Annotated in this window: 23 protein-coding genes and 1 tRNA gene; 11 read left to right on the top strand and 13 right to left on the bottom strand. The window is 69.7% G+C overall.

The features are described 5' to 3' along the window. Positions 1 to 43 precede the first annotated feature (43 nt). A tRNA-Leu gene (locus tag ACWD3C_RS22060) sits at positions 44 to 130 on the bottom strand. 606 nt (positions 131 to 736) lie between these two features. Between ACWD3C_RS22060 and ACWD3C_RS22055 the strand changes: the two genes are divergently transcribed. From ACWD3C_RS22055 to ACWD3C_RS22025, 7 genes are all read left to right on the top strand, one after another. Continuing rightward, positions 737 to 1,636 (top strand): FhaA domain-containing protein, encoded by a 900-nt coding sequence (locus ACWD3C_RS22055; protein ID WP_451146373.1) that lies wholly within the window; start codon positions 737 to 739, stop codon positions 1,634 to 1,636. A 10-nt stretch (positions 1,637 to 1,646) separates the two neighbouring features. Then, positions 1,647 to 2,159, top strand: coding sequence for an FHA domain-containing protein FhaB/FipA (locus tag ACWD3C_RS22050; RefSeq protein ID WP_451146372.1), 513 nt, complete (start codon positions 1,647 to 1,649; stop codon positions 2,157 to 2,159). 120 nt (positions 2,160 to 2,279) lie between these two features. Further along, the gene (locus ACWD3C_RS22045; RefSeq protein WP_451146370.1) at positions 2,280 to 3,815 is read left to right on the top strand and encodes a Stp1/IreP family PP2C-type Ser/Thr phosphatase; all 1,536 of its coding nucleotides are present in this window, start codon (positions 2,280 to 2,282) and stop codon (positions 3,813 to 3,815) included. Between the two features lie 27 nt (positions 3,816 to 3,842). Next, positions 3,843 to 5,291 carry an FtsW/RodA/SpoVE family cell cycle protein gene (locus ACWD3C_RS22040; protein WP_451146368.1) on the top strand — a complete coding sequence of 483 codons (1,449 nt, stop codon included), beginning with the start codon at positions 3,843 to 3,845 and terminating at the stop codon, positions 5,289 to 5,291. After that, positions 5,288 to 6,754, top strand: a complete 1,467-nt coding sequence (locus ACWD3C_RS22035) for a peptidoglycan D,D-transpeptidase FtsI family protein (RefSeq protein WP_451146366.1) — start codon at positions 5,288 to 5,290, stop codon at positions 6,752 to 6,754. The genes ACWD3C_RS22040 and ACWD3C_RS22035 overlap by 4 nt, the downstream gene beginning before the upstream one ends. Positions 6,755 to 6,926: 172 nt before the next feature. Beyond that, positions 6,927 to 8,942 (top strand): Stk1 family PASTA domain-containing Ser/Thr kinase, encoded by a 2,016-nt coding sequence (pknB, locus tag ACWD3C_RS22030; protein WP_451146364.1) that lies wholly within the window; start codon positions 6,927 to 6,929, stop codon positions 8,940 to 8,942. 374 nt (positions 8,943 to 9,316) lie between these two features. Beyond that, a complete protein-coding gene (locus ACWD3C_RS22025; protein ID WP_451146362.1) occupies positions 9,317 to 10,387 on the top strand; it encodes a restriction endonuclease in 1,071 nt (356 codons plus the stop codon). 97 nt (positions 10,388 to 10,484) lie between these two features. Here ACWD3C_RS22025 and ACWD3C_RS22020 read toward each other — a convergent pair whose 3' ends face one another. The 6 genes from ACWD3C_RS22020 to ACWD3C_RS21995 form a co-directional block, all read right to left on the bottom strand. Continuing rightward, positions 10,485 to 11,288, bottom strand: a complete 804-nt coding sequence (locus ACWD3C_RS22020) for a class E sortase (RefSeq protein ID WP_451146360.1) — start codon at positions 11,286 to 11,288, stop codon at positions 10,485 to 10,487. Positions 11,289 to 11,350: 62 nt separating this feature from the next. Beyond that, positions 11,351 to 12,799 (bottom strand): class E sortase, encoded by a 1,449-nt coding sequence (locus ACWD3C_RS22015; protein ID WP_451146358.1) that lies wholly within the window; start codon positions 12,797 to 12,799, stop codon positions 11,351 to 11,353. Beyond that, the gene (locus ACWD3C_RS22010; RefSeq protein ID WP_451146356.1) at positions 12,796 to 13,434 is read right to left on the bottom strand and encodes an aminodeoxychorismate/anthranilate synthase component II; all 639 of its coding nucleotides are present in this window, start codon (positions 13,432 to 13,434) and stop codon (positions 12,796 to 12,798) included. The genes ACWD3C_RS22015 and ACWD3C_RS22010 overlap by 4 nt, the downstream gene beginning before the upstream one ends. Next, a complete protein-coding gene (locus ACWD3C_RS22005; protein WP_391357551.1) occupies positions 13,431 to 13,592 on the bottom strand; it encodes a hypothetical protein in 162 nt (53 codons plus the stop codon). Before ACWD3C_RS22005 ends, ACWD3C_RS22010 begins: the two co-directional genes overlap by 4 nt. Before the next feature lie 41 nt (positions 13,593 to 13,633). After that, on the bottom strand, positions 13,634 to 14,347 hold the full coding sequence (locus tag ACWD3C_RS22000) for a class E sortase (protein ID WP_451146513.1): 714 nt from the start codon (positions 14,345 to 14,347) through the stop codon (positions 13,634 to 13,636). Between the two features lie 24 nt (positions 14,348 to 14,371). Then, on the bottom strand, positions 14,372 to 15,139 hold the full coding sequence (locus ACWD3C_RS21995; protein ID WP_451146354.1) for a DUF881 domain-containing protein: 768 nt from the start codon (positions 15,137 to 15,139) through the stop codon (positions 14,372 to 14,374). A gap of 146 nt (positions 15,140 to 15,285) precedes the next feature. Here ACWD3C_RS21995 and crgA point away from each other — a divergent pair, with 146 nt between their 5' ends. Further along, complete coding sequence (gene crgA / locus ACWD3C_RS21990; RefSeq protein ID WP_451146352.1) at positions 15,286 to 15,540, top strand: cell division protein CrgA; 255 nt, start codon at positions 15,286 to 15,288, stop codon at positions 15,538 to 15,540. 290 nt (positions 15,541 to 15,830) lie between these two features. On the opposite strand, the gene ACWD3C_RS21985 is transcribed toward crgA, so the two are convergent. Together ACWD3C_RS21985 and ACWD3C_RS21980 are read right to left on the bottom strand one after the other, a co-directional pair. Continuing rightward, positions 15,831 to 16,751 (bottom strand): rhomboid family intramembrane serine protease, encoded by a 921-nt coding sequence (locus ACWD3C_RS21985; RefSeq protein WP_451146350.1) that lies wholly within the window; start codon positions 16,749 to 16,751, stop codon positions 15,831 to 15,833. Positions 16,752 to 16,903: 152 nt separating this feature from the next. Further along, positions 16,904 to 17,431, bottom strand: coding sequence for a peptidylprolyl isomerase (locus ACWD3C_RS21980; RefSeq protein WP_451146348.1), 528 nt, complete (start codon positions 17,429 to 17,431; stop codon positions 16,904 to 16,906). A 384-nt stretch (positions 17,432 to 17,815) separates the two neighbouring features. Between ACWD3C_RS21980 and ACWD3C_RS21975 the strand changes: the two genes are divergently transcribed. After that, a complete protein-coding gene (locus ACWD3C_RS21975; protein WP_451146346.1) occupies positions 17,816 to 18,517 on the top strand; it encodes a DUF5324 family protein in 702 nt (233 codons plus the stop codon). A gap of 224 nt (positions 18,518 to 18,741) precedes the next feature. Then, a complete protein-coding gene (locus ACWD3C_RS21970; protein ID WP_451146344.1) occupies positions 18,742 to 19,458 on the top strand; it encodes an NAD(P)-dependent oxidoreductase in 717 nt (238 codons plus the stop codon). Positions 19,459 to 19,663: 205 nt separating this feature from the next. On the opposite strand, the gene ACWD3C_RS21965 is transcribed toward ACWD3C_RS21970, so the two are convergent. From ACWD3C_RS21965 to ACWD3C_RS21955, 3 genes are read right to left on the bottom strand one after another with little or no spacing between them, the layout of a single operon-like run. Next, entirely contained in the window at positions 19,664 to 21,124 is a 1,461-nt protein-coding gene (locus tag ACWD3C_RS21965; RefSeq protein WP_451146342.1) for a hypothetical protein, read from the bottom strand. Continuing rightward, a complete protein-coding gene (locus tag ACWD3C_RS21960; RefSeq protein WP_451146340.1) occupies positions 21,099 to 21,836 on the bottom strand; it encodes a hypothetical protein in 738 nt (245 codons plus the stop codon). Before ACWD3C_RS21960 ends, ACWD3C_RS21965 begins: the two co-directional genes overlap by 26 nt. A gap of 14 nt (positions 21,837 to 21,850) precedes the next feature. Then, positions 21,851 to 22,456 carry a hypothetical protein gene (locus tag ACWD3C_RS21955; protein WP_451146338.1) on the bottom strand — a complete coding sequence of 202 codons (606 nt, stop codon included), beginning with the start codon at positions 22,454 to 22,456 and terminating at the stop codon, positions 21,851 to 21,853. A 444-nt stretch (positions 22,457 to 22,900) separates the two neighbouring features. Here ACWD3C_RS21955 and ACWD3C_RS21950 point away from each other — a divergent pair, with 444 nt between their 5' ends. Beyond that, entirely contained in the window at positions 22,901 to 23,599 is a 699-nt protein-coding gene (locus ACWD3C_RS21950) for a 4Fe-4S single cluster domain-containing protein (protein WP_451146336.1), read from the top strand. A 29-nt stretch (positions 23,600 to 23,628) separates the two neighbouring features. On the opposite strand, the gene ACWD3C_RS21945 is transcribed toward ACWD3C_RS21950, so the two are convergent. Next, on the bottom strand, positions 23,629 to 24,738 hold the full coding sequence (locus ACWD3C_RS21945) for a macro domain-containing protein (protein WP_451146334.1): 1,110 nt from the start codon (positions 24,736 to 24,738) through the stop codon (positions 23,629 to 23,631). Positions 24,739 to 24,946: the final 208 nt, after the last annotated feature.

Raw genomic sequence — 24,946 nt, 5'->3', positions numbered from 1 at the left:
CCCATTCCGTCACTGCAACCAGAGCACCTTCGTCGGTGCTCCCTGGTGCGCGAGGGGGGAGTTGAACCCCCACGCCCTTGCGGGCACTGGAACCTGAATCCAGCGCGTCTGCCTATTCCGCCACCCGCGCATTGGGTGTGTCCTCAGGCCCTTGCCCCTGCGATGCTGGGGCCCTCCGACGTCCAAAAGATTAGCACGCTGGAGAGGGTGGGTTCACATCCCTTTCCCGGGGGCGGCCGGGGGTGCGCCACCGCAGCTCCCGGGCACTTTGCCCCGCACTCACCCCCGTTCACCCCCTTCAGCAGCCTCACTCACCACCCTCACCACCCTCACCAGCCCCCCGGCCCGCCTGCGCGGCCCCAGCCGCTCACCCACGTATCAACGTGTACTTGTTCACGTATCAACCTCGTACCGGTCCCGGCCATCTACACAGGAGCGGGACGGGGTCCACCGTCAGGTGCGGGACACTGGTCTGGCGTCGCCTCTACGATCCATGGCATAAGGAGCGCCAGGAGGTGGGCCGCGAGGAGTTCGAAGGGGAGCTCCTGAGGGAATCCGGGAGGGGAACTGAGGGGAACTTCAGTGGGCGTCGACACCGGTTCGACCGGGCCGACAGGGGGAACCAGCCGAATTCCCGGCGCGTGGATACGATCAGTAAGCAGTATCAGGACGCACGAGAGCAGTACCGAGCAGCATCCAGCAGGACACAGGACGGCAACGTAGGAGGAGGTGCCCCATGGGAGTCCTGAAGCGTTTCGAGCAACGTCTCGAAGGTCTGGTCAACGGCACCTTCGCCAAGGTGTTCAAGTCCGAGGTCCAGCCCGTGGAGATCGCGGGAGCGCTCCAGCGGGAGTGCGACAACAACGCGACCATCTGGAACCGCGACCGGACCGTCGTACCCAATGACTTCATCGTGGAGCTGAGCGCGCCCGACTTCGAGCGCCTGAGCCCCTACTCGGGCCAGCTCGGCGACGAGCTCGCCGGCATGGTGCGCGACTACGCCAAGCAGCAGCGCTACACCTTCATGGGCCCGATCAAGGTGAACCTGGAGAAGGCGGAGGACCTCGACACCGGCCTGTACCGGGTGCGCAGCCGCACCCTCGCCGGCTCCACCGACCAGCAGTCGCCCACGTCCGCCCCGGCGGGCCCGGCCGGCAGGCCCGGAGCCCCGGGACGGCCGGGAGCCCCCGGCGCCGGTGGCTACGGCTACCCGCCGACCGCCGCACCCTCGCCGGGCGGCGCCCCGCCCATGCCGTCCGCGCCGCCGCCCGGCGCGCGCCCCGGCGGCTACGGCTACCCTCAGCCCGTCGGCGGTCAGCGGCCCGCAGCAGCGCCCGCACCGACGGCCGGCGGACGCACCCGCCACTGGATCGAGATCAACGGCACCCGCCATCAGATCTCCCGCCCGACGCTGGTGCTGGGCCGCAGCACCGAAGCCGACGTGCGGATCGACGACCCCGGCGTCTCACGCCGGCACTGTGAGATCCGGACCGGAACGCCCTCGACGATCCAGGATCTCGGGTCCACCAACGGCATCGTGGTGGACGGGCAGCACACCACCCGCGCTACGCTCCGCGACGGCTCGCGGATCGTCGTGGGCAGTACCACCATCATTTACCGGCAAGCCGAAGGGTGAAGCGGGGGCAATGTCAGAGCTGACCCTCACGGTCATGCGGCTGGGTTTCCTGGCCGTACTGTGGCTGTTCGTGATCGTGGCCGTGCAGGTCATCCGCAGCGACCTGTTCGGTACGCGCGTCACCCAGCGCGGCTCGCGACGGGAGGCCAACCGGACCCAGCAGGCCGCCGCGAGGCAGGCGCCTCCGCAGCAGCGCCAGCAGTCCGGCGGCGGCCGCCAGCGCCGCGGCGCCCCCACCAAGCTGGTCGTCTCCGAGGGCACCCTCACGGGTACGACGGTCGCGCTCTCGGGGCAGACGATCACTCTGGGGCGCGCGCACGACAGCACGATCGTGCTGGACGACGACTACGCCTCCAGCCGGCATGCCAGGATCTACCCCGACCGTGACGGCCAGTGGATCGTCGAGGACCTCGGGTCCACGAACGGCACGTATCTCGACCGGAGCCGGCTGACGACCCCCACACCGATTCCGCTGGGCGCGTCGATCCGCATCGGCAAGACCGTCATCGAGCTGCGGAAGTAGTACGACAATGAGCGAGCGGAGCGAGCACGCAGTGGCGGTCCACACCCCGGGCCCCGGCGCGCTCCCGACCGGAGGGTGGGCACCGTGCGGATGTACCCGGAGCCGACGGGCGAGGTGCGCATGAGTCTGTCACTGCGTTTCGCCGCCGGATCGCACAAAGGCATGATCCGCGAGGGCAACGAGGACTCGGGTTACGCGGGTCCTCGTCTGCTCGCGATCGCCGACGGCATGGGCGGCCAGGCCGCCGGTGAGGTGGCCTCCTCCGAGGTGATCTCCACGATCGTCGCGCTCGACGACGACGTCCCCGGCTCCGACATCCTCACCTCGCTCGGCACCGCCGTGCAGCGCGCCAACGACCAGCTGCGCGCGATGGTCGAGGAGGACCCGCAGCTGGAGGGCATGGGCACCACGCTCACGGCCCTGCTGTGGACCGGGCAGCGGCTCGGGCTCGTCCATGTCGGCGACTCGCGCGCGTACCTCCTGCGGGACGGCGTACTGACGCAGATCACCCAGGACCACACCTGGGTGCAGCGGCTGGTCGACGAGGGCCGCATCACCGAGGAAGAGGCCACCACCCACCCGCAGCGCTCCCTCCTGATGCGCGCGCTGGGCAGCGGCGACCATGTCGAACCGGACCTGTCGATCCGTGAAGTCCGCGCCGGTGACCGCTACTTGATCTGCTCCGACGGCCTGAGCGGGGTCGTGTCCCACCAGACGATGGAGGACACCCTCGCCAGCTACCAGGGCCCGCAGGAGACCGTGCAGGAGCTCATCCAGCTCGCGCTGCGCGGCGGCGGCCCCGACAACATCACCGTCATCGTCGCCGACGTCCTCGACCTCGACACCGGCGACACCCTCGCAGGCCAGCTCTCCGACACCCCCGTCGTGGTGGGTGCGGTCGCCGAGAACCAGCACCAGCTGCACGACAACGGCGCCATGCAGACCCCGGCCGGCCGTGCCGCCGGCCTCGGCCGCCCGGTACCCGGACAGGGCGGAGGCGGCGAGTTCGGGCCGCCCGGCTCCGGCGACACCACCGGCTACGTCCCCGCGGGCGGCTTCGGCGACTACTCGGACGAGGACTTCGTCAAACCGCGTAAGGGCCGCACCTGGCTGAAGACGTCCTTCTTCCTCCTCCTCGCCCTCGGCGTGATCGGCGGCGGACTCTACGGCGGCTACCGCTGGACGCAGACGCAGTACTACGTCGGCGCCAACGACGATCACATCGCGCTCTACCGGGGCATCAGCCAGGACCTGGCCTGGGTCTCCCTCTCCGAGGTCGAGAAGGACCACCCCGAGATCGAACTCAAGTACCTGCCGCCGTACCAGCAGAAGCAGGTCGAGGCGACCATCGCCGAGGGCAGCCTGAGCAACGCCCAGAAGAAGATCGACGAGCTTGCCACCCAGGCGTCCGCGTGCGAGAAGAACGCCCAGCGCCGCGAGAGCGAGAACAACGCCGGTACCGGCGAGGGCGAGGCCGGCGGCGCCACGGGAACCACCAACACCTCTGGCGCGTCCAAGGCCACAGCGTCACCGACGCCGAACCCATCGGCGTCGCAGCCGTCAACGTCCCCGTCCACCACCGCACCCACACCCACACCCGGCCCCAGCCTCTCCGAGGAAGAGCAGAAGCTGGTCTCGCTGTGCGGTAAGCAGTAAGCACGCCGTGAGGGGCCCAGTCATACGATGAGCAGCACTACCAACACGTCGACGCAGCACACGTCCACGATCGGCGCGATCGGCGCACCGAGCCGCCGCAACACCGAGCTGGCACTGCTGGTGTTCGCGGTGGTCATCCCCGTGTTCGCGTACGCCAACGTCGGGCTGGCCATCAACGACTCCGTGCCGCCGGGCCTGTTGAGCTACGGCCTCGGCCTCGGTCTGCTCGCGGGCATCGGCCATCTCGCCGTACGGAAGTTCGCGCCCTACGCGGATCCGCTGCTGCTGCCGCTGGCCACACTCCTCAACGGCGTCGGCCTGGTCGTCATCTGGCGCCTGGACCAGTCGGAGCGACTGCAGCAGAGCAGCACGTACATCGAGGCGGCCCCCCGCCAGCTGCTGTACTCCGCGCTGGGTGTCGCCCTGTTCGTGGCCGTACTGATCTTCCTCAAGGATCACCGTGTCCTGCAGCGCTACACCTACATCTCCATGGTCGGCGCGCTGATCCTGCTGCTCCTTCCGCTGGTCCCGGGACTCGGCCACAACGTCTTCGGCGCGAAGATCTGGATCAAGATTCCCGGTCTGGGCACCATCCAGCCCGGCGAGTTCGCGAAGATCGTCCTCGCGGTCTTCTTCGCGGGCTACCTCATGGTCAAACGCGACGCCCTCGCCCTGGCCAGCCGCCGCTTTTTGGGCCTGTACCTGCCACGCGGCCGCGACCTCGGGCCCATCCTGGTCGTCTGGGCGATGTCCATCCTGATCCTGGTCTTCGAGACCGACCTCGGTACGTCGCTGCTGTTCTTCGGCATGTTCGTGATCATGCTGTACGTCGCCACCGAGCGCACCAGCTGGATCGTCTTCGGCCTGCTGATGTCCGCCGTCGGCGCCGTCGGTGTGGCGAGCTTCGAGTCGCACATCCAGACCCGTGTGCAGGCCTGGCTCGACCCGATGCGCGAGTACGAGCTCAGCCAGGCCGGGGTGCAGGACGGCGTCGTCCACTCCGAGCAGGCCATGCAGGCGCTGTGGGCGTTCGGCTCCGGCGGCACCCTGGGCACCGGCCTCGGCCAGGGCAACTCCGACCTCATCGGCTTCGCCGCCAACTCCGACTTCATCCTCGCCACCTTCGGCGAGGAGCTGGGCCTGGCCGGAGTGATGGCGATCCTGCTGCTGTACGGCCTGATCGTGGAGCGCGGCGTGCGCACCGCCCTCGCCGCCCGCGACCCCTTCGGCAAGCTGCTGGCCATCGGGCTCTCCGGCGCCTTCGCCCTCCAGGTCTTCGTCGTCGCCGGCGGCGTCATGGGCCTGATCCCGCTGACCGGTATGACGATGCCGTTCCTGGCGTACGGAGGTTCCTCCGTCATCGCCAACTGGGCACTGATCGGCATCCTGCTCCGCATCAGCGACACCGCACGCCGCCCGGCCCCCGCCCCCGCCCCGAACCCCGACGCCGAGATGACACAGGTGGTCCGCCCGTGAACAAGCCCCTGCGCCGGATCGCGATCTTCTGCGGAATCCTTGTCCTGGCCCTGCTCATCCGCGACAACTGGATCCAGTACGTCCAGGCCGACAGCCTGCGGACGGACACCAAGAACCGCCGGGTCGCCATCGAGCGGTACGCCAGCCCGCGCGGCGACATCATCGTCGACGGCGACGCGATCACCGGCTCCGTCGCCACCACCGGCACCGACTACAAGTACAAGCGCACCTGGAAGAACGGCGAGATGTGGGCGCCCGTCACCGGGTACTCCTCGCAGATCGTGGGCGCCTCGCAGCTGGAGGCGCTGGAAGACGGCATCCTGACCGGCAACGACGACCGGCTCTTCTTCCGGAACACACTCGACATGATCACGGGCAAGCAGAAGGAGGGCGGCAGCGTCGTCACCACCCTCAACGCGGCCGCGCAGCAGGCCGCGTTCGAGGGACTGGGCAACAAGAAGGGCGCCGTCGCCGCGATCGACCCGTCCACGGGCGCCATCCTCGCGCTGGCCTCGACCCCCTCGTACGACCCGTCCACGTTCGCCGGGATCAGCAGCAAGGACAGCGAGACCTTCCAGAAGCTGGACAAGGACCCGGACAAGCCGATGCTCAACCGGGCGCTGCGCGAGGCGTACCCGCCCGGTTCGACGTTCAAGGTGGTCACCGCGGCGGCGGCGCTGGAGAACGGCCTCGTCGACGGCATCGACAAGGCCACGGACACCGAGGACCCGTACACGCTGCCACAGACGACCACGGACCTCACCAACCAGCACGGCGAATGCGAGAACGCGACGCTGCGCTACGCGCTGATGGTCTCCTGCAACACCGTCTTCGCCCAGCTCAGCGACCGCATCGGCAACGAGGGGATGATCGAGCAGTCCGAGAAGTTCGGCTTCAACGAGCCCAAGCTCGACACCCCCGTCCGCGCCGCCGAGAGCGTCTACCCCGAGGACAACCGCCCGCAGAACGCCATGGACGGCATCGGCCAGGCCTCCAACCGCGCCACCCCGCTGCAGATGGCCATGGTCACCGCGGCGATCGCCAACGACGGCAAGCTGATGAAGCCGTACATGGTCGACCAGCTGCGCGCCTCGAACCTCGACGTCATCGAGAGGCACGAGACCGAGGAGTTCTCACAGGCCGTCTCGCCGGAGACCGCCCAGGCGGTCCAGGAAATGATGGAGACGGTCGTCAACGACCCCCAGGGCACCGGCGGCAACGCGAAGATCGACGGCGTCACCGTGGGCGGCAAGACCGGTACCGCCCAGCACGGCGTCGACAACAGCGAGAAGCCGTACGCCTGGTTCATCTCGTACGCCAAGCTCGGTGACGGCAGCTCGCCGGTCGCCGTCGCCGTGGTCGTCGAGGACGGCAGCGCGGTCCGTGACGACATCTCCGGAGGCGGTCTCGCCGCCCCCATCGCAAGGGACGTGATGAAGGCAGTCGTCGACAGCAGGCAGTGACCCCCATCACGTCACCTCCACATCGGTGCACGTTGCGATACCGGTCCTGTATCAGGTGAAGCGGTTGGCCAGGTCACGCAAGGCGAGCCGGGTACCGTATGCCCGGAGCAGCACACCGCCGGACCACACATCGGGTGCGGTCGGGACCGACGGAGAGGGCTGGTAGCAAGCTATGGAAGAGCCGCGTCGCCTCGGCGGCCGGTACGAGCTGGGCCAGGTGCTCGGCCGTGGTGGCATGGCGGAGGTCTACCTTGCGCATGACACCCGGCTCGGGCGCCAGGTGGCGGTGAAGACGCTGCGGGCGGACCTCGCGCGTGACCCGTCGTTCCAGGCCCGGTTCCGCCGGGAGGCCCAGTCGGCCGCCTCGCTCAACCATCCCGCGATCGTGGCGGTCTACGACACGGGCGAGGATTACATCGACGGGGTCTCGATCCCGTACATCGTCATGGAGTACGTCGATGGCTCGACGCTCCGTGAGCTGCTCCACTCCGGCCGCAAGCTGCTGCCCGAGCGGTCCATGGAGATGACCATCGGCATCCTCCAGGCCCTGGAGTACTCGCACCGCAACGGGATCGTCCACCGCGACATCAAGCCGGCCAACGTCATGCTGACGCGCAACGGCCAGGTCAAGGTGATGGACTTCGGCATCGCCCGCGCCATGGGTGACGCAGGCATGACGATGACACAGACGGCGGCGGTCATCGGCACGGCCCAGTACCTGTCGCCGGAGCAGGCGAAGGGCGAGCAGGTCGACGCCCGCTCGGACCTGTACTCCACGGGCTGCCTGCTGTACGAACTCCTCACGGTCCGCCCGCCGTTCGTGGGCGACTCCCCGGTGGCCGTCGCCTACCAGCACGTACGGGAGGAACCGCAGCCGCCGAGCGTCTTCGATCCCGAGATCACGCCCGAGATGGACGCGATCGTGCTGCGGGCGCTCGTCAAGGACCCGAACTACCGCTACCAGTCCGCCGACGAGATGCGCGCCGACATCGAGGCCTGCCTCGACGGCCAGCCCGTCGGGGCCACCGCGGCCATGGGCTCCGTCGGCTACGGCTCCTACCCGGACGACCGCCCGACCACGGCCCTGCGCACCGCCGACGCCCAGGCCACGTCGATGCTGCCGCCCATGAACCCGGACGACGGCGGCTTCGGCTACGACGACCGCCAGGGCCGCCGCCGTCAGCAGAAGAAGAACAGCACGTCGACGGTCCTGCTGGTCGTGGCCGGTGTCCTGGTCCTGATCGGCGCGATCATGATCGGCAGGTGGGCCTTCGCCGGCGGCGCCGGCACCAGCGACACCGTCGCCACCCCCAACTTCGTCGGCGCCACCCAGACCGAGGCCGAAAGCAGGGCGGCCAACGTCGAGTTGAACGTCTCCATCAGCAACAAGCCCTGCGAGGACCAGCAGAAGGGCAACGTCTGCTCCCAGGACCCGGAGCCCAAGACCGAGGTCAACAAGGGCGACACCATCAACCTGGTGGTGTCGACGGGGGCGCCGAAGGTGGCGGTGCCGAACGTCATCAATGACAACGTCGACGACGCCACGGAGGAGCTCGAGGGCGACCAGTACGAGCTCAACGTCGAGACGAAGGAGCAGGAGTCCCCCGAGGAGCCGGGCACCGTCCTGAAGACCGACCCCGTCGCGGGCGAGGAGGTGGAGAAGGGTTCCACCATCACCCTCACCGTCGCCAAGGAGGAGGCAACCTCCAACGTCCCGAACGTGACGGGCCAGACCTGTGACGTCGCCGTCCGGCTGATGCAGGAAAACGACCTCGTCGGCACCTGCGTCGAGGTCGAGACCGAGGACGAGAACCTCGTCGGCACGGTCATCACGACGGACCCGGCGCCGGGCGCCGAGGTCGAGAAGAACTCCCAGGTTCAGATCCGGATCGGCAAGCAGGCCGAGCAGGAGGCGGTCACGGTTCCGAACGTGGTCGGCCAGACCTTCAAGAACGCCAAGAAGATCCTTGAGGACGCGGGTCTGGCCGTCGGCAACGTCAACTCCGACGACGAGAACGCCCTGGTGTTCGACCAGGACCCGGACGCCGGCAGCCAGGTCGCGGAGGGCACACCGGTCAACATGACCACCGTGGGCCAGAGCGACGACGGAGGCAACGGAAACGGGGGCGGAGGCGGCTTCTTCGGCTTCGGGGACGTCAGCGGCACGGCCCTTCGGAACGAGGGCTGACACCACCTCGTACATACGACGACGGAGCCCCGGCACCCTCACCAGGAGGGTGCCGGGGCTCCGTCGTGATGGACGACTGCAGTCAGCACCCCCGCCTCGTCAGAGCAACTCAGAAACTCAACATGAGTTTGCCTTCCGGAGGTTATCCACAGCCCCGCTGTGGTTGCGGCATCGGTCCCACTCATACTCCGCATGACAGCTTGGCCTTACAGCTCCCGTCCTTCCGGTACTCAATCCTCTTGATCCCATCTTCCGTACGAGATTCGACAGCATCTTCATACTTCTCGGCTCGTTGAAGAGGTGGGGTGGCGAATCAAAACTCCGCCCCGAGCCAAACGCCCGCAACACGCGTGGCCGTAGAGAAAGGACAGAGCGTGATCAACGAAGCGGCTCTACTGGAGTCGAAGGCCCTGCGCGACAGCGTGGTGGAACGCACAGACGTACTCGACAGAGTCAAGGCGCTGTCGCTGCTTCCGGACGGCATGCATGTGACAACGGCGATGGTCGCGACCTACTTCGAGGTCGCCGAGACCGTGATCAACAACCTGCTCAACCGCCACAGGCAGGAACTGGAGGTCAACGGACTGCAGGTGCTTCGCGGCCCTGAGCTGCGAGAATTTAAGGAACTCAACTTGAGTTCCTATTCCGGAAGTTATCCACAGCCCCGGTCCGGCCTGGCGCTTTGGCCCCGCCGGGCCGTCCTCAACGTCGCCATGCTCCTCCGCGACAGCGAGGTCGCCCGCCAGGTCCGCACGTACCTCCTCGATGTGGAGTACTTGGTGCGCGCCCGCCCTGTGGACAACCCCGTCCGTGAAACGGACGCCCACACAGCCGACAGCGTGCCGTCCCTCGACGACCGCATCGATCAACGCATCGCCCACGTCCTCGGTCGAACCGTCGTGCCCATGTTCAACGCCCTGATCGAGACCTCGGGCGAGCACCGCCAAGAACTCATCGGTCTGCGAGCAGGAGTCCAGCGCATCGAGCGGAGGCTACTCCAGCACCACGCCCGGCTGCAGCGGCTGGAAAGCCCCCGAAAGGACCGGCCCCTCGCCGGAGTCATGGCATCCATCGACGCCATGAACGGCCGTGAGTTCGAGGAACACGTCGCCGCACTGCTCCGCCGCGACGGCTGCACCAACGTCGTCGTACAAGGCGGACACGGAGACCGGGGCATCGACATCATCGCGCGCACGGCCGACGGACGGCGCCTCGTCGCCCAGTGCAAGAGGTTCGCGCCCTACCTCTCCATCACCAGCCCCGAGGTTCAGAAGTTCCTTGGGGCGGCCAAGGTCCTGTACACCTCGGAAGTGGCGCTCTTCGTCGCGACGTGCCCGTTCACCCCTGACGCCCTGAAGATCGCCGCCGAGAGCGGCATCACCGCCGTGCACCGTGGACTGCTGGAGGAGTGGAGCGCCGGGCCCGTTCCGAAGATCCTGGAATGACGACGACGTAGCGCTGAAAGGGCCCGAAGCCGCAAGAGGAAGTTGCGGCTTCGGGCCTCCGTCATGTTAGGGGACAGAGGTCCTTGAAGAACCTCTGTCAGCTGCGCAGCTCCTCCGGCGGCGTCCGGTCGGAGTCCACCGGCTCCACCCGCTCCAGCTCACCCCACACGATGTACCGGTACGTCGACGTGAAGACCGGCGTGCAGGTGGTCAGGGTGATGTACTTGCCGGCCTTCTTGCGGCCGGACTCCTCGGGGACGGGGGCGAGGACCTGAACGTTGTACTTCGAGGTCTCGGGAAGGACGGCGTAGACCTTGTAGACGTACCACTTGTCCTTGGTCTCGAAGACGATCGGGTCGCCCTCGGCGATCTTGTCGATGTTGTGGAACCTGGCGCCGTGGCCGTCGCGGTGGGCGGCGAGGGAGAAGTTGCCGTTCTTGTCGCTGGTGGGGAGGGTCGCCTTGACGGGGTCGGTGTAGTAGCCGGCGACGCCGTCGTTGAGCAGCTCGGTCGAGGTGCCCTTGCGGATCAGGATCTCGTCCTTCGTCATGGCGGGGACGTGCAGGAAGCCGATGCCGTTCCGGGTGTCCAGGGCGCCCGGGCCGGTGCCCTCGTCGTTGTCCTCCTGGGCCCATGTGTCGCGGATCTTGTCGCCCTGCTTGTCCGCCTCACGGTCGGCGATGACGTTCGTCCACCACAGCGAGTAGACGACGAACAGGCCGAGCACCAGGCCCGCGGTGATGAGGAGTTCACCGAAGACGCTGACCGCCATCGCGATCCGGCCGGTGCCACGGCGGCGCGGTGCGGGTGACGACGGCGTGGATGACGACGTGGACGACGACGAGGGCCCGTCGCCCTGCTCCCCGTGCTGCTGTTCCCCGTGTTCGGTGGTCGCTGCCACTGCATCTGCCCTGTCTGTTCCAGCCGGCTGTCCCAGGTGCCGCGTGCGCCTCTCCCACGCCGCTATCGAACGAGCGCGTCCGGTTTGCCCTCGCTACGCGGCTGTTCCTGGACCATCTTGCCCCACACGATCATCCGGTACTTGCTGGTGAACTCCGGCGTACAGGTGGTCAGCGTGATGTACCGGCCCTCCTCGGTGAAACCCGAGTCCTTGGGGACCGGGTCGAGCACACTGACGTTCGACGGCGACGTCACCGGCAGGATCGAGGCCATCTCGTAGACGTAGTACGCGTCCTGCGTCTCGACCACGATCGGATCGCCGGGCTGGAGACGGTTGATGTAACGGAACGGCTCGCCGTGCGTGTTGCGGTGCCCCGCGATACCGAAGTTGCCCGTCTTGTCCTCGGGCATCGCCGTCGGAATGCTGTCCTCGTCGTAGTGCCCGACCATCCCCCGGTCCAGCACCTTCGACTTGCTGATCCCCTGGGCGATCGGCGTGACCACGTCCAGCTTCGGGATGTGGAGGATGGCGAAGCCCTGGCCGGGCTCGAACGCCCCCGGCGCGCGCTTTCCGCTCGCCCACTCCTGCTGGAGGCTGGTCGTCTCCTTGCCCGCCTGCTGCTGCGCCCGGATGTTCGACCACCACAGCTGGTACGTCACGAACAGCAGCATCAGCACGCCGGTGGTGATGAACACCTCACCGATGAGCCGGCTCGCGATGACCCCCGCGCTGGGTTTCCGCGCCCGCGCCGCCCGCCGCGCCTCCACACGGGACAGGGGCGCCGCCTCTGCGGGGCTCTCCGCGCCCTCAGTGGGCTCCTCCGGCCCGTGGGCGCCGCCGTAGGCTCCATGGGCCCCGTGGCCGCCTCCGGGCTTCCCGCGCCGCTTCGCGGCCTTGCGGCGGGCCGCGCGGCCTCCGGGGGCGGGTGCGAGGGGCGTCGAGCCCGTCGGTATCGCCACGCCCGCCGCCGCGGCCGTGCGCCGCGCCTCCTCCACGCGCAGCGCGATGGTCTCCTCGTCGATCGGCGGATGCTCGTGCGCCCTCACCGGCTCCGAGTAGGCCTCGCCGCCGTACGCGGTCGCGTCGTACGACGGCCGGGACGGCGAGGCGTTCGGAGGCGCAGCGTTCGGAGGCGGCGTGCTCGGCGGCGGCGCGTTCGACGGCTGGGGCCGCGGCGCGTTCCAGTCCTGGACGTGGCCCTGGGCGCTCCGCGTGTCCGCCGTGTCCCGCGGGACCTGCGTGCCCCGAGGCTCGTACGGCTCCTGTCTCGGCCGCGCGTTCGGCACGGAGCCCGGCGAAGGGCTGGGGATCTTCGGCGGGCTGGGGCTCGGCAGAGGGTCCGTCAGCGGGTCGGACAGCCCCTGGACCGCCGACTGGAAGGCTTCTGCCTGGAGTGCCTCCGCCTGCGAGGCCTCCGCTCGGAAGGCCTCCGCCTCGAACGCGTCGGCGCCCCCGTACGCGGCCTCGCCGCCGTAGGGGGCACTCTCGCGCTCGGGGCGCAGGGCCGTCACGCCGAGGCCCTGCCCACGACCGGCGCGAGCCCGGTCGATCTGTCCACCGCACCCACGTCACCGCACTCCACCAGCCAGTTGGCGAGCATCCGGTGCCCGTGCTCGGTGAGCACCGACTCGGGGTGGAACTGCACGCCCTCGACGGGAAGTTCACGGTGTCTGAGGCCCATGATGATGCCGTCGTGCGTGCGGGCCGTGACCTCCAGCTCGGCCGGCACGGTCGGCGGCTCGGCGGCCAGCGAGTGGTAGCGGGTGGCCGTGAACGGCGAGGGGAGGCCCGCGAAGACGCCCTTGCCCTCGTGCTCGACCAGCGAGGTCTTGCCGTGCAGCAGCTCGGGCGCCCGGTCCACGACACCGCCGTACGCCACCTGCATCGACTGCATCCCCAGGCACACGCCGAAGACGGGCACCCCGGTCGACGCGCAGTGGCGGACCATGTCGATACAGACGCCCGCCTGCTCGGGGGCGCCCGGGCCGGGTGAGAGGAGCACGCCGTCGAAGCCGTCCTGGGCGTGCGAGGTCGCCACCTCGTCGTTGCGCAGCACCTCGCACTCGGCGCCCAGCTGATACAGGTACTGGACCAGGTTGAAGACGAAGCTGTCGTAGTTGTCGACGACGAGAATCCGGGCGCTCACTGGTCATCCACCGTCACATCGTTGAAGGGCAGCAGGGGCTCGGCCCAGGGAAAGACGTACTGGAAAAGGACATAGACCACGGCCAGGGCCAACACGAGTGAAATCAGCGCCCTCACCCACGCGTTCCCCGGCAGATGCCGCCAGATCCAGCCGTACATGCCGTCTCTTACCGTCCCTTCCAACGTCGTACGCCACCAGACTAACGGCGGAGAGCCTCCGGTTTCCCGGCCTCCACAGGCTGGGTGGAATCAAGATGGGCCCAGACAATGAGCCGATGGCTGTGGCCCCACTCCGGCTCGCACGTCGTCAGCGTCAGATAGCGGCCCGCGCGCGTGTAGCCCGATTTCCTCGGCACAGGGTCGATGACCTGGATATCCGTGGGCAGCGTCTTGTACGGCCCCTTGTCGATGACGTACGTGAACCAGGTCGTCCCGTCGGTCAGCACCACCGCGTCACCGGAGCGCAGCTTGGGGAAGTCCTTGAACGGATCCCCGTACGTACGGCGGTGGCCGGCGACCGAGAAGTTTCCCTTCTGTCCCAGCTGGGCGGTGTTCGCGTAGTGCCCGAGGCCTTTCTTGAGTGTGTCCGTCTTCGTGCCCTCCAGGACGGGCTTGTTCCACGTGAAACCAAGGCGCGGGATGTACATGACGGCGAAGGGTTTGCCGTCCTCGTAGGAGACCGGGGGCCCGGGGTTCGCCGCAGGGCTCGCGGAGCTTCCGCTTCCGGAACCGCCGGAGACGCCCGGGGCCGTCACCGACCCCTCCGCCCACTGCTCCTCAAGCAGCTCGATCTGGCGGTCCATCGCGTCGTCGGCCTTCACACCCGTCCAGAACAGCACATAGGCCACGAACAGCACGATCACGGTGCCGACGGTGATGCACAGCTCGCTGACGGTCCTGACGATCAACCGCACCGACACACGACCCCCCGTCGGGAGCTACTCCACAGGCTTCGCGTACTGCAGATCCACTGTGCCCGAGTAGCCGGGAAGAGTCACCGGCCCGTCCTCGGTGACTTTCCAGCCGAGGCCGTAGACATTGACGTACACCATGTAGTTCTGGATCGCCGTGGAGGCGGTGAGGGCCCGCTGGAGCTCCTCCGGGTCACCGACCGCCTGGATCGTGTACGGCGGTGAGTAGACCCGGCCCTGGAGGATCAGGGTGTTGCCGACGCAGCGCACGGCGCTGGTGGAGATCAGCCGCTGGTCCATGACCTTGATGCCCTTGGCGCCGCCCTGCCACAGCGCGTTCACCACGGCCTGCAGGTCCTGCTGGTGGATGACCAGGTAGTCGGGCTGCGGCTCGGGGTAGCCGGGGAGCTTGGCCGTGGCGTTCGGCGGGGCGTCGTCGAGGGTGACCGTGATCGCCTCGCCCTGGAGCTCCTGGGTACCCGCGGCCTTCTCCAGCGCGGCCAGCTTCTTGTCCTCGGCCTTCGAGCGGCCGTTGTCGCGCTCGGCGAGGTTCTCGACGTCGTCGCGCAGGGCCGCGTTCGACTCGTCGAGCCGGCCGTTCTCGTGGCTGCGCTCCTGGATGAGGTCGGAGAGCTTCAGCAGGGAGGCGTCGGTGCGGATGTTGGTGCCCTTGGCCGTGTTGAAGCTCGTGAAGAAAATCAGCCCGGCGAGCGCGAAGACGCCCACGGTGAGCACACGGACGGGCCGGAAACGGCGCCAGGCCCCGGTCCGGGTGGAGTCGGCGGAATTGCTCAACGTACCCTTATCTCCTTCGGCGCCGCGGAAGCACTACGCTAACGGACGCCCGGGGGAGCATTTCAGAGTCCCCTTGTACGCTGCCCCGGAGCCCGCCCAGTAGTTCCCCTGCGCGGCCACGCAGCGCATCGACAGGAGAGACCCTCGTGCCGAAGTCACGTATCCGCAAGAAGGCCGACTACACGCCGCCGCCGACGAAGCAGGCGACGAGCATCAAGCTGAACAGCCGCGGCTGGGTCGCCCCCGTCATGTTGGCCATGTTCCTCATCGGCCTCGCCTGGATCGTCGTCTTCTATGTGACCGACGGTTCGCTGCCCATCGACTCGCTGGGCAACTGGAACATCGTGGTCGGCTTCGGCTTCATCGCGGCGGGGTTCGGCGTCTCCACGCAGTGGAAGTGACGACCGCGGCCGCTGAGAAGTGCGGAGAAGTAACGGCCGCATCGCGGTGAACCCAGCTCTGCCCAGGGCTGTCCACTGAGTTATCCACAGGAGTTATCCACATGGGGAAAAGAAAGACGATCTGTGGATAACCCAGTCCGGTGTTGACGCCGGTATGACCGGCCCACCCGACCCGTAAGCCTGTTCGCCCCCTGCCTCACCTGCGGAAACTCGGGTGAGTGACAGGGGGCACAGCTGTTCCCGCACCCTATGCACAAGATCCGCCACAGTCTGTGGACAACATCGGTTTCTCAGGTGAGCTGAGCGGTCCTGACCACCGTCGTGACCACCACGGCAACCAGCACCAGGGCGCAGACGCCGTACTGGATCAGGGCCCGCCGCTCGCGCGGTGCGTGCACCATCGCGTAGCCGATCACGACACCGCCGACGAGGCCGCCGACGTGGGCCTGCCAGGCGATGTTGGCCCAGGTGAAGGTGAAGATCAGGTTGATCACCAGCAGGATGATGATCGGGCGCATGTCGTAGTTGAGGCGCCGCATGAGGACGGCGGTCGCGCCGAAGAGACCGAAGACGGCACCGGAGGCGCCGAGCGAGGGCTGGTTGGCGGCGGCGATCAGATAGGTGAGCGCGCTGCCCGCGAGGCCGGATACGAAGTAGAGCGCGAGGTAGCGGACGCGGCCGAGGGCGGCTTCGAGGGGGCCGCCGATCCACCACAGGCTCAGCATGTTGAACATGATGTGGACGACGCTGCCGTGCAGGAACATCGCCGTCAGCAGCCGGTACCACTGGCCGTCGGCGACGCCCTCGACCGAGCCGAGGAGGGGGACGTATGCCAGGCCGATGAGGTCGAAGCGGTCGGTGAAGCGGTCCCCGGCGGAGAGCTGGACCAGGAAGACCGCCAGGTTGATGCCGACGAGGATCTTGGTGAGCAGCCGGGGGTCGGCGGCGACGGTGCCGCCGGCGATCGTACGGGGCTGGGAGGCGCCCGGTGCGTGACCGGTGCCGGAGCCGCTGCGGACGCATCCGGGGCACTGGAAGCCCACGGAGGCGCTGACCATGCACTCGGGGCAGATGGGGCGCTCGCATCGGGTGCAGCGCACGCCGGTCTCGCGGCCCGGGTGGCGGTAGCAGGTGGGCAGGCTCTGGGTGTCCTGCGGTTCCTGGTCGCTCGGGCCCTGCGGGCTGCCCGGGCTGCCTGGCGCCTGGTCCATGGGGTCCCCTCATTCTCCGTACGACGGCACGCGGCGGGCGCACCGGCACGCGTGCGCGCAACGCACCGCCCCGCTCATCCTTACGGTTGAGCGGGGCGTTTGGTTCCCTGCGGCGGTGGCCCCTGAGGGCCCGGCCTGCTGGGCTCGCCGGCCTAGCGGGTCTCGACGACGACCGACTCGATGACGACGTCCTTGACCGGGCGGTCGGTGCGCGGGTTGGTCTGGGTGGTCGCGATGGAGTCCACCACCTTCTGGCTGGCCGCGTCCGTGACCTCGCCGAAGATGGTGTGCTTGCGGGTCAGCCAGGCCGTCGGGGAGACGGTGATGAAGAACTGCGAGCCGTTGGTGCCCGGGCCGGCGTTGGCCATGGCCAGCAGGTACGGCTTGTCGAAGGCGAGGTCCGGGTGGAACTCGTCCTCGAACTGGTAGCCGGGGCCGCCGGTGCCGTTGCCCAGCGGGTCACCGCCCTGGATCATGAATCCGCTGATCACCCGGTGGAAGACCGTGCCGTCGTAGAGCCTGTCCGTGGACTTCTGGCCGGTGGCCGGGTTGGTCCACTCACGCTCGCCCTGGGCGAGCTCGACGAAGTTCCGGACCGTCTTGGGCGCGTGGTTCGGCAGCAGCCGTACCTCGATGTCGCCGTGGTTGGTCTTCAGGGTGGCGTAAAGCTGCTCGGCCACGATCTGCCTTCCGTTGTCCTTTGTGACTCTTCCGATCCTCGCACGGACGGCTCCCGCCCGTCGCCCACGGCCACCTCCGACCCCGAATCCGAGCGAAAGGCGTGCGAGGAGCGGAGGGAAGTGTGAGGGTCGTGCGCGCAGAAAACCGGTCCGGTCGCCCCGGACGGAAGCGCGCGGGGCCGATCCGTGGCATTGTCGTCGACAAGCGCCCGTTGCCCTGCATTCATCCGCTATTGCGCTTGATCATCACTCATGTTCCACATCTGCTCCACATCCCCCCATGACCCGGATGCCCGCTCGCACGTGCCCGGAGGTGGTTGGGCAGGCATGATCCGTAAAAGGGTGGAAAGTCGAAATACGTACGCCACCGAGGAGGAGGATCCCGTGACCCGCATCGACAGCGTGCGCGCCGCGACCGGCTCGGCGAAGGACAGCGTGCAGCACGCCGCGGAAGTGGTGGCGCCTCACGCCGACACCGCCAAGGGAAGGGCCTCGCACTACGCGCATGAGGCGCGCGTACGCCTCGCGCCCAGGGTGTCGCAGGCCGCGGGGCAGACCCGCGTCCAGTACGCCGCCCATGTGGCACCGCGCCTGGCGCAGGCCCGTACGCATGTGCCGCCGAAGGTGGACCACGCGGCGCACGAAGCCGCCGTCCGCACCCGTAAGGCGGCCCGCCAGGCCGCCGATTTCACCGCGCCTCGTGTGGAACGGGCGGTGGCCGCGGCAGGCCCCGCTCGCGAGGAGGCCGCGTCCCGGTCAGCGGCGGCGCTGGCCGCGCTGCGCGGGCAGGTGTCGCCGCAGGAGATCCAGAAGCTGGTCCGCAGGCAGCAGCGGCGGGCCAGGGCCGGGCGCCTCACCAAGAGGCTGGCCGTACTGGGGATCCTGGCGGGCGGTGCCTTCGCGGCCTGGAAGTGGTGGGACAGGCAGGCCAACCCCGACTGGCTGGTCGAGCCCCCCGCCGCCACCGAGGTGCCCGACACCGGCCGTCTCGCGTCCGTCGACGGCAGCGGCCAGTCCGTCCTCGATCCCGAGGTCCAGGCCAAGGAGGCCGAGGAGGAGGCCGCCCGGCGCGACGAACAGGGCTGAGTCCGCGGCCGCCGTGGCCGCTCTCAACAGTGCTGTGGGGCGGGAGACTTGCGGGTCTCCTGCCCCACAGCGGTGTTTCACGTGAAACACCGCGTTCGGCGCCACGCCTTCGACGCCTTCGGCACCCTCGATGCCCTCAACGCCCTTGATGTCACACTCACTGCCGCCCGGCCCTCTTGGTTGGAAAACCGTCGCAGACGACGTACCGGAGAAAGAGGCAATCAGTGAAGCTCGTGATATTCGGGGCGAACGGGCCGACCGGCCGACAGGCCACCGAACAGGCCCTCGCCCAGGGCCACACCGTCACCGCCGTCACCCGCCGCCCCGATGCCTTCCCGCTGAGCGGAGCACGGCTGCGGGTGACCGGGGCGGACGTACTGGACCCCGCCGCGGTCGAGCGTGCCGTGGCCGGGCAGGAGGCGGTGATCTCGACGCTGGGGGTCCCCTACGGCCGCAGTCCCGTCACCGTGTACTCCGAGGGCATCACGCACATCGCACAGGCCATGACCAAGCACGGTGTCCGACGGCTGGTCGCCGTGACCTCGACCGTGCTGTTCGGGACCGCGGCGCCCGGGGAGGGGCTGTTCTTCAGGAAGGTGCTGGAGCCGTCCATCGTGCGGTTCATGGGCCGCACCGTGTACGACGACATGCGGCGCATGGAGGACGTCGTCCGCGAGAGCGACCACGAGTGGACGATCGTCCGGCCGGGCGGGCTGTTCGACACGGACGTCGTCAGCGACTACCGGATCGGTACGTCACGCCTCCCCGGCCGGTACACCTCACGCGCCGACCTCGCGCACGCCCTGCTGACCCAGGCCGCCGGGGACCATCGCCACGTGCGCGCCTTCATCGATGTCCGCACCACAGAAGGCACCCCGAGCTTCCTCGACCTCCTCCGGCAAGAGGGGTTCGACGGGAAGGCGAAGAGGGAGAAGAAGTGACGGCCCACTCCGCGGCCCAGGCTCCGCCCTGCCTCCGCCTGCCGCCGCACGTCCGGTACGCGGCCCGGGCCGCTTGAGGCACCGCATCGGGAAATCGGCACAAAAGAGACCCCTCTGACGACGTTTCCACAGGTCAGAGGTGCTGCACATCAGCGGTTGAGGCCGGGATGACTGCGCCGCCGCCGATGGATGCGCCGTCTTCGAGCTACCGCCCTGTCGGAAGCTCCGGAAGGAGCGGGTAGCGGGCGGACAGGCGCATCGCGCCCTCGGTGACCGCCGGGTCGTGCGATGCCGCCTGGACGCCGTCGAGGTAGGCGTGCGCCGCGGCCTCGAACACGCCGTCCACCGCCGTCAGTTCGGCGGCCAGGGCTTGGGCACGCTCGGTGCGCCGGCCCTCCAGGGTCTCCTGCTGCCGCCGGGCCGCCGCGGCCGCCGCCTCCGCCCGGGCCAGGGTGACCTCGGCCTTCTCCAGCCTCCTGTGGTGGTGCCGGTAGGCGGCCACAAAAGGGTGCTCCTCGGACAGGGCCAGCAGGAAGGCGATGCCGCCGGACAGGAGCAGCAGCGCGATGAAGGTGATGCTGACGGTGTGCTCGTCCAGGTGGAGCTGGTCGAGCAGGGTCGGCGCGGGCGGCAGGTCGACGTCCAGCTGCCGGGAGAGCTCCTCCAGGCCCGCGGTGTCGGTGTCACGGAAGACGATGCGGGCACGCAGGTCGCCCAGGTACCAGGCCGCTCCGGCCCAGAGGGAGGCGAGCGCGGCCGCGACCGGGAGGACCACCCACAGCGCGGCGGTGGCACCCCGGCGGCGCCACTGCCGTCCGGCCTGGAAGGGGCCGAGCGTCATGGCGACGCCGACGGCGGCGGTGAGCAGGAACGCGCTCGCCCTGCCCTCCGGTGTGCCGTCGTGGATCGCCAGGAACACGCCGAGGTAGATCGGGAGTTCGACCAGGATCAGCAGCAGGACGAGGCACCGGCGGGGCCAGCGGGCCATGGCCGAGGTCTCCGTCAGGCCCTCCCAGGGCACGTTCGCGGGGGCCGGCCGGGGTGCGGTGACCCGCTCGGAGTCGTCGTCCCAGTCGTCGGCGTACGGCTCGTGCTCCTCGCGCTCGGGTTCGGCGTAGGGGTCCGTGCCGTCCGGGCGGCCCGCCCCGAACCGGCCGGCCGACCAGGGCAGCAGGCGGTCGCGGCGGTCCTCGCGGGCGGCCATCCGGGTCGCCGCCCGGTCCAGCCGGGCGGACGCCGCCTGTCGGCGGCGCGTCTCCTCCTCCTGGGCGTCCCGGGCCTGGCGGGCCTCGTTCTCCCGCGCCGCCGTCTGGGCGTACAGCTCCGCCGAGGCCCGCAGCTCCTGCTCCTCGCGGTCGTGGTGCTGGGCCACGACACGGTCGCGGATGTGGTTGCGCAGGCCGGTCAGCCGACCGAAGTGGGGAAGCCGGTGAGTGGAGCCGAGGACATACGGGTTGAGGGTGCCGTCGGCAGCGGCGCGGCGACCGGCCGACTCGGCCTGCGCCAGCAGGCGCCTGCCTTCGCGCGTCTCGGACAGCGGGACCTGGCCGCGGGGTGCCGCGGCGGCGCCGCGGCCCAGGCCGGGTGCCCGGCCGTCGGCACGCCGCAACCGCAGGGCGTCCCGGAGCCGGCGGGGCTCGTCAGGCGCCGTATCCGTCGTCGACATCGACCTTCACCTCCTTCTCCAGGAGCTGCTGCCAGAACTGGCCCATCTGCTCGACGCGTTCGGGGTCGGTCTTGCCACCGCGCATGGCGAAGCCGACCCGGTACACGGTGGTGTCCGGGAGGTCGGGCAGGCCGCGGCCGTCGACCAGCTCCTCGACGGCGGTGTCCCGCTGCGCCTGGGTGACGAGCTGGTGCCTGGACAGTCTGAAGGTGGGGTCGGCCTGACCGAAGTCGCTGATCACCAGGACGTGGAAGGTGCCGTCGCCGTCGCGCGGCACCTTGGCCGTGCGGTCGAGCGCGCCCAGGACGTCCGAGCCCGGCTGACGGTCCCGGGCGCACTCCAGCATCTTCTCGGCGCCGGCCACGGCGAGGACGCGGGTCTGCGTCCACAGTGCCTCGCGCTCGGAGCGCTTGTCGGCATCGGGGTCGATGTCCATCCGCGGCACGTGGCAGGAGGAGGCGGCGGAGGCCGAGGTGATGGGCGCGTAGGACAGGTACTTGCACTTCTTGTCAGCGAGGAAGCGGGGCAGCGTTGCCTTCAGCTTCTCCTTCGCCCGGAAGCCGTCGTCGCTGTCGGCGCCTGATCCGGAGCCGTCCACCACGACCGCGCAGTCCGCGGACAGCCGTTCCGGTGCACCTCCCGGGACGCGGCACCCCGTCAGGAGCAGTCCCGCCGCTCCAAGGACGGCAGCCAGCCGTACCGGACGGGGCACGCCTGTCTTTCCCTTCATCGGTTCCCCCGCTCTCTCCGGCCGGCGACTGCGGCCGCCGGCCCGATCCTCTGCTCCAGAATCCGCAGCGCCCCGCGGACCACGACGTCGTCGAGCATCCAGTCCGGCGCGCCCTTCCACGTCCCGTCGAGGACGGCGGCGCCCGGGCTCCCCGCGGGCGGCAGCTCCTCCGCCCGGGCGGCGCGCGCGTACGCGGCCTCGTAGTGGGCGAGTTCCTGGTCGGCGCAGGCGGCGAGGGCCAGGCCGCGCTGCTGGCAGACCGTCACCTCCGTGCGCCACTGCGACACCCAGCCGCCGAAGCGGGCCAGGGCCGCAGGTACGTCCTCCGGCCGCCGGCCTTCCTCGCGCGGACGGTCGTACGCCGTCACGATCCGCGCGGACTCCTCGTGCACGCGGTCGATGAGGTCCGCGTGCTCCGTCACGAAGCGGGACCTCAGCGCCTCCAGCGCCATCCGCAGGCCGCGTTCCAGCTGCCGGACGTAGTGCTCGTTGCCTATGCCGGCCCTGCCGTCCCGCCGCCCCCGGCGGGAGGCCCGCCAGCGGGTGCGCGTGGTGATGCGGCTGCGGCCGTAGTCCGTCGGGACGGACTTCACCTCGCTCATTCCATCCCCCTCGTCAGCTTCCCCGGACCACCCCATGGGCGTCCGCGGGCGCTTCCAAAGCGCCCTCGCCCCTGCCGGAGCGGACACTCCGCCGGAATCCGAGATTCGCGCGCAGCCTAGGGGATAAGCGAACGCGAGAGGGAGGGATTTACGATACCGGATTACCTCATCCGGAAATCAGCCGGAGATCGACCGGCGAACGACCGGAGTCCCGGCTTTGTTACCGGGGAGTTCCTGGAAAAATTCCGAAAACGGGGTCCGGATCGCCGGGCCACGGAATAAGCTCCCCTTCTGCTTGAGAAGGAGTGTGCGCGGAGGCGGGGAAGCTGTTCGGATGCCGGGGCGTACGACATTGGGCATATCGCAGCAGGCATATGCCGCGACGTACGGCAGGGCGGTGCATGGCTGGGCGGCGTACGGCCGGGACATATGACTGGGGGATTCATGACCGGACAGGAGCGCGGGGCCGGAGCCGACGCGGCGCGGCCGGTGCGGATCGCCGACGGGTACTTCCCCGTCGAGACGCTCGGTCCCGGCCGTCGGCTGGCCCTGTGGTTCCAGGGCTGTGCGCTGGCCTGCCCGGGCTGCATGTCCCGGCACACCTGGGACCCGGCCGGCGGCCGGTCGGCCACAGTGGCCGAGCTGCTGCAGTTGTGGGAGACGGCGCTGGAGCGGGGTGCGCACGGGCTGACGGTCAGCGGCGGGGAACCCCTCGCCCAGCCCGCCGCGCTGGCCGCGCTGCTGCGCGGGGCCGGCCTGCTGCGCGCACGCGCGGGGCGGGAGGCGGACCTTCTCGTCTACACCGGTCACGAGCCCGACGAGGTACCGGACGAGGTGTGGGCGGCGCTGGCGGGCGCGGACGCGGTGGTGACGGGCCGCTTCAAGGTCGCCGAACCGACGGACCTGGTCTGGCGCGGCTCAGCCAACCAACGGCTCGTGCCGCGCACCGCCCTCGGCACCCGCCGCTACGGTCCGCACCTCGTGCGCTCCTATCCGCCGGGGCCACGCGTGAGCCTCAGAGCGGACGGCACCGGAACGGCCACGCACATGTACGGCGTACCCGCGCGCGGGGAGCTGCGCCGGCTGGAGCACGGCCTGGCGGCAAGCGGCATCCGCTTGACGGACCCGAGTTGGCGCCCGTGACCACTGCGAGAACCAGGGTGCACGGCCTGTTACGGCTCCGCCCGCTGTCCCCGGCTCTCCGGCACTTCCGCCCTGAACAGCCGAGCCGCCTCCGCGTAGAGCGTCACCACGTGGACGGACCAGTCGGGGTCCGCGGTGAGCGCGTCCTCGATGGCCCAGCGCAGCCATTCCGCGCTGGTCCTGCGCTCCAGGCCGCCTCGGCCGGCGCCCAGCAGGGGGAAGCAGATGGAGCGCAGGCCGGGCCGGCCGTCGGCCCGCTCCTGGCGGGCCCGGGCGAAGCAGGCTGCGACGGCGTTCGCGATGTGCTGTGGATCGACGCGGTAGGCCAGCCCGTCCGGGACCGCCACGACCGCGTGGTAGACACGCCGCACCCCGCGCTCGGCGAGGGCGCCCGCGCCGGTGGGCACGACCGTGCCCGGGTGCAGCGGCAGTACGCCGGGCCGGGCCCGCACCCAGGCGGCGAGCTCGTCCGCGAGGACATCGGCGACCGGCCCCTCCGAGGCGCAGCCCACGGCGGCCGAGCGGCGCAGCGCCCCGGAGACGGTGGGCCGGAACGACTTCGACATCTCCAGGTGGACGTTCTCGGAGGAGACGAGGATGTCGATGTCCCGCAGCAGTTCGATGGGCGAGATGTGGACCGTGACCGGCCTGTTTCCGGCCCGGCCGGGCAGCCCGATGCGCGGCACGACGGCGGGCCGCTCTGTCCGGGCGTCCGGCACGGCAGGGCGCGGCGCCCGTCCGACGGGCTCGCGGGCCTCGGCGAGCACGGCTCCGGCAAGCTGCTCGACAACCTGCTTCTCCTGACTGTGCCGGAACCGCTCGCTGGTCACCCCGTACACCAGGGCGGCGGTCTGGCGCCGGGCCGCCGCCGGGTCGCCGCGGCGGCCGGGCAGCAGTCCGAAGGTGCACTGGGCGGCGCGGCCTATCAGGTCGTCGGTGCCGAGCCGCTCGGCCGCCGCGCGTATCAGCCGTTCCGCCCCGTCGGCCAGGTCGTCCTCGCCACCGGCGTAACCGGCGTGCAGGGTGACCGCGCGCAGCGCCTCCGGCACCAGCGCCTGGAGCGCGGGCAGGCCCCCGCGGCGCAGGTGGCGAAGCTCCCGTACGAGGTCGGCGCGATCGGGCAGACCATCAGGGTTCATGCCGGTCAACATACCCGCGCCGGTGCCGCGGCCGCCCGGCCTTCGAGAAGCACAGGCCGGATCCCGGCGAGGGTTCTGTACCGCGGGCGGATTTTCCCGTTTCCCGGTGCGCGGTGCGAAGGTGCCGATAACCTTCCGGCGCGGGTTCCTTCCCGCTCCGGAACGCATGTCCGCGTATCCCGAAATTCCGTGCACGGCACCGCGGAGA

The sequence above is a fragment of the Streptomyces sp. NPDC002845 genome, from assembly GCF_053591955.1.
The sequence above is the reverse complement of the archived record's forward strand: the minus strand, read 5'-3'. Positions and strand labels throughout refer to the sequence as shown.